The following is a 12,116-nucleotide window of genomic DNA, read 5'->3' on the forward strand; positions in this document are numbered from 1 at the left end:
CGTCGAGGCTAGTTTATGCCATCAACAGTTAACACGGCAAACGCTATTTGCGGATATCCGCTTCAGGGACTGCATTAAGGAAAACAAATGAGAACAGTTAAGGTATATGAGGAAGCCTGGCCGCTGCACACTCCCTTTGTCATCGCCCGTGGGAGCAGGACCGAAGCGCATGTGGTTGTCGTCGAATTGACAGAAAATGGCGTCACAGGTATTGGCGAGTGCACACCGTACCCACGCTACGGTGAAAGCGATGCCTCTGTCCTGGCGCAAATTATGAGCATTGCACCACAACTGGAAAACGGACTGACGCGTGAAGAACTGCAAAAACTGCTGCCAGCAGGAGCTGCGCGAAATGCCGTAGATTGTGCGTTGTGGGATCTGAGTGCGCGTCAACAGCAGAAGTCGTTGGCGGAATTGGTGGGAAGTGAACTGGCGGAAGTGGTGACGACGGCGCAAACCGTAGTGATTGGCTCGCCGGAACAAATGGCTGCGAGCGCGGCTGCGCTGTGGGGAAATGGCGCAAAACTGCTGAAAGTTAAACTGGATGCTCGCTTAATTAGTGAGCGGATGGTTGCCATTCGTGCGGCTGTTCCTGACGCCACGATTATTGTCGACGCCAACGAATCCTGGCGGGCAGAAGGCCTTGCGGCACGCTGTCAGCTTCTGGCTGATTTAGGGGTGGCGATGCTGGAGCAGCCGCTGCCGGCCCAGGATGATGCCGCGCTGGAGAATTTTGTGCATCCGCTGCCCATCTGCGCAGATGAAAGTTGCCACACTCGCAGTAGCCTGAAAGCGCTGCACGGACGCTATGAAATGGTCAATATCAAACTGGACAAAACAGGCGGTCTGACGGAAGCACTGGCGCTGGCAACGGAAGCCCGCGAGCAGGGATTTGCGCTGATGCTGGGCTGCATGCTGTGTACCTCCCGGGCTATTGGTGCGGCGTTACCGCTTACGCCGCAGGTTAACTTTGCCGATCTTGATGGCCCTACGTGGCTGGCCAGCGATGCGGAGCCAGCCCTACATTTTACGACCGGGCAGCTCCATCCCTAGGGTGCCAGCGCAGCAGATTGGACATGGCCAGCAGGTATTTTTCGCTCGCTTCATCCGATGAAATGGGCGGAAATTCGGCGGTTATGCAGTGTAAATTCAGGTCTGCGCACCAGCTCCCAAAAGAGCCGGGCGTTTCATAACCTACGCTGGTGACCAGAGGCAATTCAAACGACTGTGCCAGCCACGAACCCAGCTCGCTGCTTCTGGGATCTTCAATACAGGCCAGTGGATCGTGAAAAGAGACTACCCAGGCGGGATGAATTCGGTGAATAAGCTGACACAACGCCTGGGTTTCTGGTTCCGAACCCGGACTTTCGCCGGTCAACAACACCACATCACGCTCTTCTGCGCTACTGTTCCAGCGGTACACCGTTTCGCCCGCTTTCCAGTTTGCGGCGGGAAAGTTACGGTTCAGATCGACGCCGTTCGCATTTGCGCGCAGTCCAAGCTGGCAACCGTCAGGGTTTACGGCCAGCACCACATGGTGGCGACGCAGGGAAGGGTTAAGCGTACGCAATGCGCAGGAAAGGGTAACGATAGAGGAGTTTTCGTCGCCGTGCGTTCCCGCCAGTATCAGGCCGCTTTCACGATCGGCTGCCAGTGCAGGAAACCAGATTAGCGGTGCGCCTAACAAGGAACGTCCGTAATGTTCGGTTCCAGGTGGGAATGCGCCGCGCTCGGCACGGGGACGGGTAACGGTCATAGTCATCTCTGAATGCTTGGATTGTTACTCGCAGTGTTGTGCAAAATGTATGGATAATCAAATCGTTTTCACACACTTATCTTTTCAGGTGTAATATCACTTTCTTGTCGGAAGTTAATTGCATTTCCTGCTGGCGATACAAATAATTACACATTCACTTAGTAGCCGGAATTGAGGGTATCTTATGCAGCATTCTGTTTCAGTAACCTGTTGTGCGTTGTTGGTTAGCAGCATTTCTTTATCCTGGGCTGCTGATGTTCCCAGCGGAACGGTACTGGCAGAGAAACAAGAACTGGTGCGTCATATAAAAGACGAACCGGCGTCGCTTGATCCGGCAAAAGCCGTCGGGCTGCCTGAAATACAGGTTATTCGTGATCTATTTGAAGGGCTGGTCAACCAGAATGAGAAGGGTGAGATCGTGCCTGGCGTCGCTACCCAGTGGAAGAGTAACGATAACCGCATCTGGACGTTTACGCTGCGTGACAATGCGCAATGGGCCGATGGTACGCCGGTAACGGCGCAGGATTTTGTCTATAGCTGGCAGCGTCTGGTTGACCCAAAAACGCTGTCGCCGTTTGCCTGGTTTGCTGCGCTGGCGGGTATTAATAATGCTCAGGCTATTATCGATGGCAAAGCCACGCCTGATAAACTTGGCGTTAGTGCTGTCGATGCACGGACATTGAAAGTTCAACTGGATAAACCGCTGCCCTGGTTTGCCAATCTGACAGCGAGTTTTGCATTCTATCCGGTACAAAAAGCTAACGTTGAGAGCGGCAAAGAGTGGACCAAACCAGGCAATCTTATTGGTAACGGCGCCTATGTGCTCAAAGATCGCGTCGTGAACGAAAAACTGGAAGTGGTGCCGAACACGCATTATTGGGATAACGCCAAAACAGTGTTGCAAAAAGTCACCTTCCTGCCGATCAACCAGGAATCAGCTGCGACCAAGCGCTATCTTGCTGGTGATATTGATATCACGGAATCCTTCCCGAAAAATATGTACCAGAAACTGTTGAAGGATATCCCGGGTCAGGTTTACACCCCGCCGCAGCTTGGTACTTATTATTATGCTTTCAATACCCAGAAGGGACCGACCGCCGATTCACGCGTGCGGCTGGCACTCAGCATGACTATCGATCGTCGTCTGATGGCGGAGAAGGTATTGGGTACAGGTGAGAAGCCGGCATGGCATTTTACGCCGGATGTAACGGCAGGATTTGTGCCGGAACCTTCACCGTTTGAGCAAATGAGTCAGGAAGAATTAAATGCGCAGGCAAAAACGCTGCTGCGTGCGGCGGGCTATGGCCCACAGAAACCGCTTAAACTGACGCTGCTGTACAACACCTCAGAAAATCATCAGAAGATTGCTATCGCAGTGGCTTCTATGTGGAAGAAGAACCTCGGTGTTGACGTAAAACTGCAGAATCAGGAATGGAAAACGTATATCGACAGCCGTAATACCGGTAATTTTGATGTGATCCGCGCCTCATGGGTGGGTGACTACAATGAGCCATCTACGTTCTTGTCGCTATTAACATCGACCCATACGGGCAATATCTCCCGCTTTAATGATCCGGCGTACGACAAAGTGTTGACCCAGGCAACTCTGGAGAATACAGAGAAAGCGCGCAATGCAGATTATAACGCCGCGGAGAAAATTCTGATGGAACAGGCACCTATTGCACCGATTTATCAGTATACCAACGGGCGTTTAATTAAACCGTGGCTGAAAGGGTATCCGATTACTAACCCTGAAGATGTGGCCTATAGCCGCACAATGTATATCGTTAAACACTAACAGAGATAATGGCTGGTGTGATTTTGCACCAGCCATTTTATGTTTCCGGCGGCTGATGCTCCCGGCAAATCAGCAATGAATCTTCTTCACTCAATCTCTCTTTCGTCAGATTACAAAATCCCTGACCATCAATTTTTTGGTGGAACCGACAGCTATGGCAAAGACCAAAGCCAGGTACATTGTTGGTCCTCTGGATCCCACGTAAAAGTTCAAACAGTAGCTCCTTAAGTACAGTCGCGCGTTCACCCATCGCCGTTTCACCCGCCACCAAAAACGTTGGCGGGAGCAGGGCGTCCAGTAACGTACCGGCTGATTCAGTTAACTGTAAATGTACGCTGCGTTTATCGCGGGCATCCTGATTACGAACAATCAGTCCTTTGCTTTCTAGCAGCTTCAGCGATTGCGATACGGTGCCTTTGGTGAGGCCAAGGTAGTCCGTTACGCCAAGCGGCGTATTGGAATAACGGTTGCAACGGGCCAGATACATTAACGCGCTGAGTTGTACTGGCTGTAGATCCGCCAGTAAAGGGTGCTGGCGAAACCACATCCTTGTCAGGCTGGAAAGCCGGTCAAGTACGTCGAAAAGTGACATGTCGGGCATAACAAATCCTCCTCGGTATATAGTATCGATTAAAAACTATATTGACAAAGGGGAAAAGCAGCGTAGCATGAATTATAGTATCGAATCGATACTATAATTTAAAGGAGATGTATCATGACTAAAGCTCGTTTCTATCATGCAGGTTGCCCGGTTTGTGTTTCCGCAGAACAGACACTTCTGCAGCATTTGTCTGCGGATGTTGAAATCGATGTGGTTCATCTGGGAGAGCAACCTGATCGGGTTGCTGAGGCTGAAGTGGCTGGCGTGAAATCTGTTCCGGCGCTGGTGATTGACGGCAATGTGCTGCATATTAATTTCGGCGCTCCCATTGAAGCGTTGAAATAGCTGGAAAGTTCGGGAAGTTGCGTTGGCGATTTCCCGAATATACAAGACGTTGGGGAAGGTAGTGTGATGAAAACGGCCGAAGAGTATCACCCGATAGATTGCGATCTTCATGATTATCTGGAAATCGCCTGCATGTACCACTATTGGTTGCACATTGAACTAACGGATGGCACATGTTTTGATGCTAAAGCGCTGACGACGTGTACCACCGTGGAAAAAGAAGAATTTCTGGTAGTGGAGCAATCTGAAAACCAGCAAAAAATCCGTCTGGATTGTCTGTCAGCGATCACCGCGCTGACGCCCGGAGCGACGTTTAGCACAGTTAGTTTTCAGCGAGCCTACCGCGGTTAGACTGTATAAATTCGAATGTCGTGCGCCTGGAACGCTGTGGCGTACTCTTTGCTGATGTTGTCCTCTACAACAATCACATCGATATTGCTGCTTTCGGTAACGACATATCGGGCGACGGCTGGGATTTTTTCAGCCGTTAGCGCGACGATAGTTTCATTACATTGTTTAATCACCGCTTTTTTGAACTCACAATCCGCATAATCAAATCCCGTTAAGCCGGATTCAGGCGACATCGCGCAGCCGCCAATAAATCCCTGATCGAATAAAATGTCCTGCACTTGCGCGATGGCGGAAGCTCCCACGCACCCACCTGAAGATCTCTGCACCACGCCACCCAGCATAATGACTTCAAACAGCGGTTTTTTTAGCAAAACGGCGGCAATCTCCGGTGAATTTGTCACCACGGTTAATGCCAGTTCGGCGGGCAGAGCTTCTGCCATTGCCAGATTGGTGCTACCCGTGTCGATAAAAATACAGCTTCCAGATTTGACCAGTCGCGCACATCTCTGCGCGATGTTGCTCTTTTTGGCTACATTAATACTCTTGCGTACGTCGATGTCTTCGGATTCAGGGAGTGTAATGACCGCGCCACCATAAACTTTTTTACACACGCCATCTTTGCTCAATTCATGCAAATCACGACGAATTGTATGTTCAGAAACGCCTAATCGGTTAGCGAGTTCAGAACAAATGACCCTGCCGTTTTCTTGCAGGATCTGAAAGATAAGCGCCTGGCGCTGTTCCGGGAATGCGGCGTAATCGAGCATAGATACTCCAGGTGAAATAAACATCGAGCAATAGAGTGCATGATCGTGCATTATGATTAACGATGTCAACATCCCTTACAGGGGCCGTACTATTCTGGATACAACGGGAAGAGGTTCGCTATGAAGATTGCGCATATGGCCTTATGGACACAGGATCTCGAGCAGCAAGCTTGCTTCTGGGTCTCGTTTTTTGACGGCAAGATCAACGAGAAATACCGCAGTAAAACCAATCCTGGTTTTGAATCTTATTTTGTCAAAATTGGCGAGGAAATTGCGATTGAGTTAATGACCAAACCGGGTCTTATCGGGCAGCAATCTGACAATAATCGTTGCGGATGGGTACACCTCGCCATTTCTGTTGGCGGCAATGAAAATGTTGATGCCATTGCATTGCAAGCGCAGGAACAGGGGATATTAGTCTCAGGTCCGCGCACTACTGGCGATGGTTATTACGAAGCGGTGATAAAAGATCCTGACGGCAATTTAATCGAGATTGTGGCGTAAGTCTTCAATCAGTTACCTGCAAATAATGAGTACCTGCTGCTCATTATTGATGAGCACAGCTCATAAGTTTGTCCTTCTTTTCCTCTCTAATCACCGACACGTCGAGTCTCTATAATTTTACTGTTTTCAGCCCCCGGTGGTGCAATGTTGCCACCGTTTTGGAGAGTCGAATATGCAATACCAACTGGATGCCAGACAACAGGCAATCATCCCCATTGCGGCATTCACTGCCACAGGACAGATGGAAAAGCTGGACGTCGCGCTCAATGCCGGACTGGATGCGGGACTCACGCTCAGTGAAGTAAAAGAGATCCTGCTACAGCTCTACGCATACTGCGGTTTCCCTCGCAGCCTGAACGGTCTGTCCTGCTTTATGTCGGTGGTAAAAAGTCGAAGCGAGAAAGGGCTTTCAGACGACGAAGGTAGAACGGCCACGCCGCCACCTGCAGACTGGAACAGTGTTCAGGCTGGGAGCCTAACTCAGACGCAACTGGTTGGACAGCCTGTAAGCGGTCCGCTGTTTGACTTTGCACCCGCTATTGATGTCTGGCTCAAAGCACATCTGTTTGGCGATATTTTTCAGCGAGATGTACTTGACTGGCAGGACCGTGAATGGGCGACCGTTTCGGCGCTGGCCGTTGTGGGCGGCGTTAACAGCCAGTTGAAAAGCCATTTTGCGATATGCCTTAACATCGGGATCCTCCCTGAGCAACTTAGTGAGTTTATTACGATACTTGAATATCACTGTGGAGCCGGGATTGGGGAAAATGCCCGTAGGGTTCTTGATGAATGTCTGGCATGAACACCGCGGACATTATCCATACTGGAGTCACTATGAACGAACAATTTGATGGTAACAGCGTCTTTCCACGTGGAGAGAAAAATGAAGCGTATGCGAAGTATTTCACTGGCGACAGCTATCTGACCATGCTCTCCATGGAAGGCGTGGTAATTGGCAATGTCGCATTTGAACCGGGTTGTCGTAACTTCTGGCATGTTCATCATGAGGGTGGACAAATATTGCTGGTGACCGGTGGCAGAGGCTGGTATCAGGAGTGGAATAAACCGGCACGTGAGCTGAAAACCGGCGATGTCGTGCACATTCCGGCTGGAATGAAACACTGGCACGGTGCTGCGCGTGATAGTTGGTTTGCTCATATCGCTGTGGAAATCCCGGCTCCTGGCGCGTCGAACGAATGGCTGGAACCGGTTAGCGACGCTGAGTACAACCTGCTGCCCTGAACTATGCTGGTTCTGGTAACTCCTAATCCCTGAGGAGATCTCAATGGTCATGAATGTGAAGGGTTATGCTGCTCTGGCGGTGAAAGAAGATTTAGTCCCCCATAATTTTGTTCGTCGCGATCCGCGTGAAGATGATGTGGTTATCGATATTTTATACAGCGGTGTATGCCACTCGGATATTCACAACGCCTACAACGATTGGGGCGGCGCTAAATATCCGATGGTACCAGGGCATGAGATCATTGGCCGCGTGGTGCATGTTGGTAAGTCGGTAACAAAATTCAAAGTGGGCGATCTCGCAGGGGTCGGCTGCATGGTTGATTCGTGTCAACACTGTAGCGCCTGCGAGCAGGGGCTAGAGCAGTATTGCGAAGAAGGTAACACGCTAACGTATAACGATATCGACCGTCATGACGGCCTGCCTACTTTCGGCGGCTATTCTGACAAAATTGTCGTTACCGAAAAGTTTGTGGTGAAGGTCCCTGAAGGGATCGATTTACGCGGTGCGGCGCCGCTGCTTTGCGCCGGGATCACAACATGGTCGCCACTGCGCCACTGGCAGGTAGGTGAGGGCAGTAAAGTCGCGGTTGTCGGTCTGGGTGGACTCGGGCATATGGCAATCAAATTTGCAAATGCGCTGGGCGCGGAAGTTACGCTGTTTACGCGTTCACCGGGCAAAGAAGCTGATGCCAGACGTTTGGGTGCCAGTCACGTTGTGCTTTCCACTGACAGTGAACAGATGAAAGCGACAGCGAATCAGTTTGATCTGATTATCGATACTGTGCCCTACGTTCATGACCTGAACCCTTATATCCCAACCCTGGCGCTAAGCGGTACGCTGGTGCTGGTTGGTTATCTTGGTGCGTTGGATCCGTTGCTGAATACGGTTCCCCTGATCCTTGGGCGTAGATCCGTGGCGGGTTCAGTTATCGGCGGTATTGCCGAAACGCAGGAGATGATGGATTTTTGCGGTCAGCATGGTATTACCGCCGATGTCGAAGTGATCGATATTCAGGATATTAATCGTGCCTGGCAGCGGATGTTGAAAAGCGATGTGAAATACCGCTTTGTAATTGATATTGCTTCATTGAAATAAGTACAAAAAAGACGCGGATTTCCGCGTCTTTTCTTTTGTTAGTGTGTCGATGGCGATGCTTCAGGATTATCCATATACAGCGTCTGGCTGGGGAATGCAAAGTCGGCACCGTTTGCCTGGACTATCGTGATAATCTTTAAATAAACGTCTTGCTGTACCGCGAGCCAATCCTTCCAGACGGTGGTTTTCGTGAAGCAATACACCATGATATTCAACGATGAATCGGCAAATTCATTAAAATAGACCAACAGAGTTTGTTTCTGGTCTATTCCTGGATGGTTTTGCAGCATTTCTCTGACCGACTCGACAACGGCACCGACTTTATCGGCATCCTCATATCGTAACCCGATCACCGTTTTAATTCGCCGGTTGGTCATGCGCCCTGGGTTTTCTACGCTGATGGAGGAGAAAATCGAGTTTGGCACATACAACGGACGATGGTCGAAGGTGTTTATTTTAGTCATTCGCCAGCCAATTTCTGCTACCGTGCCTTCAATATTGCGGTCCGGGGAGCGGATCCAATCGCCTATGCTAAACGGTCTGTCGAAATAGAGCATAATGCCTGAGAAAAAGTTGCTCAGAATATCTTTCCCCGCCATACCCACTGCGATACCGCCAATACCGCCAAAGGTTAACAGGCCGGATAAGCTCATACCGAAGTGTTCGCCATACAGTAAAATGATGGCAACCACGATGGTGATCTTGATGATACGCGACAGGATCCTCGCGCTGGTGATATCTCTGCCTTTATTAATCTGCGTCTTTTCAAACTGATTAATCACCAGAAAAAGTTTGATGGTCAGGATCAACGCAATCAACGAGGTGCAGATAAAGTCGACCACGCTGGGGGAGATAAATTTCAGGCTGTAACTTTCGATAACGTTATTAGCAATGCTGCCAAACGTCCCAATGATAATGGCATAGACAAAAAATTGTGCGGCATGAAATATGAATCCTTTGCAGCGACGCTCCCCACGATGATACCAGACGCTCATCAGGACCAGCGCGGCACAGCAGCTAAGAATTACCGTCAAATTAAACGCATTATTCATAAACAGTTCAGCGATCATGATTCTTCCTGGCAACTCCGTGTTAGCTAAATATCATCTGACATCCTAATCCCCAGATATTTTACTCAGTTAAGGCGGTCAGATCATTAATCAAAAGGAGAGATAAATAATGCAATCAGCGCTATTCTCAGCGAAATAACGCTGACGTCAACCCTGTATGCGGTTTATGTAGCAGACAGTCAGTTGATGTCATGGTATTGTTAGCGCAAAGTAACAAGGTTTTCATCTGCAAAAGGACAGTACTATGATCATGGCTAAGCTGAAAACAGCGAAGGGACGGAAGTTTCTGTTGTGCCTGCTTGGAGTGTTTATTATCGCAGCGTCGGTCGTGACGCGAGCGACGATCGGTGGCGTTATTGAACAGTATGACATTCCGCTATCCGACTGGACCGCTTCAATGTACGCCATTCAATCTGCAATGATTTGTGTCTACAGCATGGTGTTTACGATTCTGTTGGCTATCCCGCTTGGTATCTATTTCCTCGGCGGTGAGGAGCAACACTAGGCGTTTAAAATGCCGGATGATATCGCCATCCGGCATTTCATTGTGTGGTTAATCGTCTTCTTCGTCGTCCAGTTCAACTGGCGTCTGATATTCATCCGGCTTGATGACCAGCAGGTCACAGCGTAGATGATCGATAACCTGTTCCGCGGTATTACCAAGAAACGCAGCAGAAATACCGGTACGTCCGACGGTCCCCAATACCACAATACCCGCCTGCAAGTGCTCGGCTAAATCAGGAATGACCTCTTCAGGTAAGCCTTTTTCAACGTGCGTCACTTTCTCATCAATACTGAATTTCTGGCGTAGCGCCTTCATGGCCAGCAGATGCTGTCCACGGATTGCGTCGTTATAAACGCTGGGATCAAATTCAGGCAGTTCAATCGCGATGTTGATTGGTGTGACAGGGTAGGCGCCAACCAGATGCACTTCGGTATGGTTAACCTGTTCTGCAAGCTGTAGCGTCTCTTTGACCAGTTTTTCATTGAGCGCGTTGTGATAAGCCTCTTCACTGGCGAGGTTTACGGCAACCAGTGCTTTACCCCCTTCAGGCCATGGCTGGTCTTTCACCATCCATACCGGACTTGGACATTTACGCAATAAATGCCAGTCGGTTGGTGTAAATATTACGGCTTCGAGGCGGTCGTGTTGGTGCGCCATCTTGAGGACCAGATCATGCCTGGCACTGATGACTTCCTGGATGATGGCTTCAAAGGGTCGGTTATGCCAGACCACTTTAATCTCCAGAGGGATCCCTGCTTCGATGTAGTATTTCGCTTGTTCACGTATCCATGCAGTTCGCTGGCTGATGACCCCCTGACGCATTGCCGTACGCTCATCAGGCGACAGCAGGGTAGTCATTTCATAGGAAAAGTCATAGATCGGCAAAAAGGCTTTAATTTTGCCACCAATCCGTTGATGCAAATAAACAGCTCGCCGTAATGCTGGTTGATCGTCCTGGTTAGGGTCGATGACGACCAGCATATTTTTATACATAGCCATACAGGGTCTCCTTACAACTGTCATCGCAGTTTGTAACTAAAAGAGTAACCCAATAATGTGGTTTGAAACAGGGGAGAACCTCTAGCCAGATCAATAAATTGGGGAAATCTCCAGCTTTTATCTACATCCCGCTCAATTTAAACAATTTTTCTCAGCCTGTAGTGCACCGACTCTTCCGCTCGCTTTGGCAGTAATGCGCTGTAAATTTAAAAAAACTCATCAAGCATCAAGTGAAACTGCAATTTTTTCTCGTCGGGTTGAGGAATGCCATATTGTTGAAAAAGCCTGTTTTGCAGTGAATGTGAAAATTCACCGAGGCAGTTCCAGAGAATAGCGAGATCCTGGTATTGATCGGCGATGCCAACTCGTCCCACATCAAGACACCCCACTATTTCATCATTACAAAAAATAATGTTATCCAGTGAAAAGTCACCGTGAGTAACAACAGGAACAGATGAGAAGGGCAAAAGAGTGTGCATCTTTTCCCAGACCTGTTCAACAGAACAGCCATTGCGTTCATCATCAAAATCCTCGGCATCAACAAGATTATTTTTCATCCGGTTTTGTGCCAGTGTGAGACGAAATTGGTGATTGCTGTTAAAGGGGCAACTATTTACTGGAATGGCATGTAACCGACGCAAAAATGTCGCCAAAGCATCAACAATATCATTACTCATATCAGGGTGCTCTTCTAACATCTGGAAGGCAGTTTTCCCTGGTATTGCCGTGGTGAGTAGCAATGCTACGTCAGGCGTTCGGGAAAAATGCTTAACGTTTGGCAGAGGGATGTAATCTTTCAACCAGATGAGCCTGACCATTTCATCCGTAATATCATTGGCAACGCTACCGTTACCTTGCTTCAGATATAATTCAGGGGCATCCACTTTGTCGTAAAGTCGGTAGATGGCAGCACCAGATTGACCGACATGGTCACGTGCCCATTTATAGCCATCAAGCTCATGGTCCAGGCTTGAGTTTAATTGCAAACGCGCGCAGGTGCTTTCCCTGTGAATATGATTCATAACATTCCTTTGTCTGAGTATGGATAAACGGCGGGTGCACACATTACAAGTTGATTATTA

15 protein-coding genes are annotated in these 12,116 nt (G+C 49.2%); 9 read left to right on the forward strand and 6 right to left on the reverse strand.

What is annotated here, in order from left to right; genetic code table 11:
• Positions 1-87: 87 nt before the first annotated feature.
• Complete coding sequence (ycjG, locus tag AAER43_RS23510) at positions 88-1,053, forward strand: L-Ala-D/L-Glu epimerase (protein WP_048223963.1); 966 nt, start codon at positions 88-90, stop codon at positions 1,051-1,053.
• Here ycjG and mpaA read toward each other — a convergent pair.
• The gene (gene mpaA, locus AAER43_RS23515; RefSeq protein ID WP_048216283.1) at positions 1,028-1,756 is read right to left on the reverse strand and encodes a murein tripeptide amidase MpaA; all 729 of its coding nucleotides are present in this window, start codon (positions 1,754-1,756) and stop codon (positions 1,028-1,030) included. The two genes, ycjG and mpaA, sit on opposite strands and share 26 nt — an antisense overlap.
• 184 nt (positions 1,757-1,940) lie before the next feature.
• Between mpaA and mppA the strand changes: the two genes are divergently transcribed.
• Positions 1,941-3,554, forward strand: coding sequence for a murein tripeptide ABC transporter substrate-binding protein MppA (gene mppA / locus AAER43_RS23520; RefSeq protein ID WP_008784907.1), 1,614 nt, complete (start codon positions 1,941-1,943; stop codon positions 3,552-3,554).
• A gap of 37 nt (positions 3,555-3,591) precedes the next feature.
• Here mppA and AAER43_RS23525 read toward each other — a convergent pair whose 3' ends face one another.
• Complete coding sequence (locus tag AAER43_RS23525; protein WP_087878550.1) at positions 3,592-4,155, reverse strand: MarR family transcriptional regulator; 564 nt, start codon at positions 4,153-4,155, stop codon at positions 3,592-3,594.
• Positions 4,156-4,269: 114 nt separating this feature from the next.
• On the opposite strand from AAER43_RS23525, the gene AAER43_RS23530 reads away from it, so the two are divergent.
• Both AAER43_RS23530 and AAER43_RS23535 read left to right on the forward strand, forming a co-directional pair.
• Positions 4,270-4,500: a glutaredoxin domain-containing protein gene (locus AAER43_RS23530; RefSeq protein ID WP_008784905.1), complete on the forward strand. Its 231-nt coding sequence runs from the start codon at positions 4,270-4,272 to the stop codon at positions 4,498-4,500.
• Positions 4,501-4,566: 66 nt separating this feature from the next.
• On the forward strand, positions 4,567-4,851 hold the full coding sequence (locus tag AAER43_RS23535) for a Rho-binding antiterminator (RefSeq protein WP_048223955.1): 285 nt from the start codon (positions 4,567-4,569) through the stop codon (positions 4,849-4,851).
• Here the strand turns inward: AAER43_RS23535 and AAER43_RS23540 are convergent.
• Positions 4,848-5,618, reverse strand: a complete 771-nt coding sequence (locus AAER43_RS23540) for a DeoR/GlpR family DNA-binding transcription regulator (RefSeq protein WP_008784903.1) — start codon at positions 5,616-5,618, stop codon at positions 4,848-4,850. The two genes, AAER43_RS23535 and AAER43_RS23540, sit on opposite strands and share 4 nt — an antisense overlap.
• A 120-nt stretch (positions 5,619-5,738) precedes the next feature.
• On the opposite strand from AAER43_RS23540, the gene AAER43_RS23545 reads away from it, so the two are divergent.
• The 4 genes from AAER43_RS23545 (at position 5,739) to AAER43_RS23560 (ending at position 8,460) form a co-directional block, all read left to right on the forward strand.
• Positions 5,739-6,122 carry a VOC family protein gene (locus AAER43_RS23545; RefSeq protein ID WP_096149694.1) on the forward strand — a complete coding sequence of 128 codons (384 nt, stop codon included), beginning with the start codon at positions 5,739-5,741 and terminating at the stop codon, positions 6,120-6,122.
• 172 nt (positions 6,123-6,294) lie between these two features.
• Entirely contained in the window at positions 6,295-6,924 is a 630-nt protein-coding gene (locus AAER43_RS23550; RefSeq protein ID WP_087878516.1) for a carboxymuconolactone decarboxylase family protein, read from the forward strand.
• A 32-nt stretch (positions 6,925-6,956) separates the two neighbouring features.
• Positions 6,957-7,364: a cupin domain-containing protein gene (locus AAER43_RS23555; RefSeq protein WP_020996378.1), complete on the forward strand. Its 408-nt coding sequence runs from the start codon at positions 6,957-6,959 to the stop codon at positions 7,362-7,364.
• 43 nt (positions 7,365-7,407) lie between these two features.
• Positions 7,408-8,460 (forward strand): NAD(P)-dependent alcohol dehydrogenase, encoded by a 1,053-nt coding sequence (locus AAER43_RS23560; RefSeq protein ID WP_048223942.1) that lies wholly within the window; start codon positions 7,408-7,410, stop codon positions 8,458-8,460.
• Positions 8,461-8,498: 38 nt separating this feature from the next.
• Here the strand turns inward: AAER43_RS23560 and AAER43_RS23565 are convergent, their stop codons facing one another.
• Positions 8,499-9,530, reverse strand: coding sequence for a mechanosensitive ion channel family protein (locus AAER43_RS23565; RefSeq protein WP_096149693.1), 1,032 nt, complete (start codon positions 9,528-9,530; stop codon positions 8,499-8,501).
• A gap of 244 nt (positions 9,531-9,774) precedes the next feature.
• Here AAER43_RS23565 and AAER43_RS23570 point away from each other — a divergent pair, with 244 nt between their 5' ends.
• Complete coding sequence (locus AAER43_RS23570; protein ID WP_003020403.1) at positions 9,775-10,035, forward strand: DUF2534 family protein; 261 nt, start codon at positions 9,775-9,777, stop codon at positions 10,033-10,035.
• A gap of 48 nt (positions 10,036-10,083) precedes the next feature.
• On the opposite strand, the gene uspE is transcribed toward AAER43_RS23570, so the two are convergent.
• A complete protein-coding gene (uspE, locus tag AAER43_RS23575) occupies positions 10,084-11,034 on the reverse strand; it encodes a universal stress protein UspE (RefSeq protein ID WP_003833229.1) in 951 nt (316 codons plus the stop codon).
• A gap of 206 nt (positions 11,035-11,240) precedes the next feature.
• Positions 11,241-12,056 (reverse strand): APH(3')-I family aminoglycoside O-phosphotransferase, encoded by an 816-nt coding sequence (locus AAER43_RS23580; protein WP_087878563.1) that lies wholly within the window; start codon positions 12,054-12,056, stop codon positions 11,241-11,243.
• Positions 12,057-12,116 lie beyond the last annotated feature (60 nt).

Source organism: Enterobacter sp. FUJ80071 (assembly GCF_038739915.1).
GTDB lineage: Bacteria > Pseudomonadota > Gammaproteobacteria > Enterobacterales > Enterobacteriaceae > Enterobacter > Enterobacter kobei.

Bases quoted from the DNA above. Each gene is read 5' to 3' on its own strand.
- AAER43_RS23540 (WP_008784903.1), bottom strand. From the start codon at position 5,618: ATGCTCGATTACGCCGCATTCCCGGAACAGCGCCAGGCGCTTATCTTT.
- AAER43_RS23570 (WP_003020403.1), top strand. From the start codon at position 9,775: ATGATCATGGCTAAGCTGAAAACAGCGAAGGGACGGAAGTTTCTGTTG.
- AAER43_RS23565 (WP_096149693.1), bottom strand. From the start codon at position 9,530: ATGATCGCTGAACTGTTTATGAATAATGCGTTTAATTTGACGGTAATT.
- AAER43_RS23530 (WP_008784905.1), top strand. From the start codon at position 4,270: ATGACTAAAGCTCGTTTCTATCATGCAGGTTGCCCGGTTTGTGTTTCC.
- mpaA (WP_048216283.1), bottom strand. From the start codon at position 1,756: ATGACCGTTACCCGTCCCCGTGCCGAGCGCGGCGCATTCCCACCTGGA.
- AAER43_RS23525 (WP_087878550.1), bottom strand. From the start codon at position 4,155: ATGCCCGACATGTCACTTTTCGACGTACTTGACCGGCTTTCCAGCCTG.
- AAER43_RS23550 (WP_087878516.1), top strand. From the start codon at position 6,295: ATGCAATACCAACTGGATGCCAGACAACAGGCAATCATCCCCATTGCG.
- AAER43_RS23580 (WP_087878563.1), bottom strand. From the start codon at position 12,056: ATGAATCATATTCACAGGGAAAGCACCTGCGCGCGTTTGCAATTAAAC.
- AAER43_RS23560 (WP_048223942.1), top strand. From the start codon at position 7,408: ATGGTCATGAATGTGAAGGGTTATGCTGCTCTGGCGGTGAAAGAAGAT.
- mppA (WP_008784907.1), top strand. From the start codon at position 1,941: ATGCAGCATTCTGTTTCAGTAACCTGTTGTGCGTTGTTGGTTAGCAGC.
- ycjG (WP_048223963.1), top strand. From the start codon at position 88: ATGAGAACAGTTAAGGTATATGAGGAAGCCTGGCCGCTGCACACTCCC.
- uspE (WP_003833229.1), bottom strand. From the start codon at position 11,034: ATGGCTATGTATAAAAATATGCTGGTCGTCATCGACCCTAACCAGGAC.
- AAER43_RS23535 (WP_048223955.1), top strand. From the start codon at position 4,567: ATGAAAACGGCCGAAGAGTATCACCCGATAGATTGCGATCTTCATGAT.
- AAER43_RS23555 (WP_020996378.1), top strand. From the start codon at position 6,957: ATGAACGAACAATTTGATGGTAACAGCGTCTTTCCACGTGGAGAGAAA.
- AAER43_RS23545 (WP_096149694.1), top strand. From the start codon at position 5,739: ATGAAGATTGCGCATATGGCCTTATGGACACAGGATCTCGAGCAGCAA.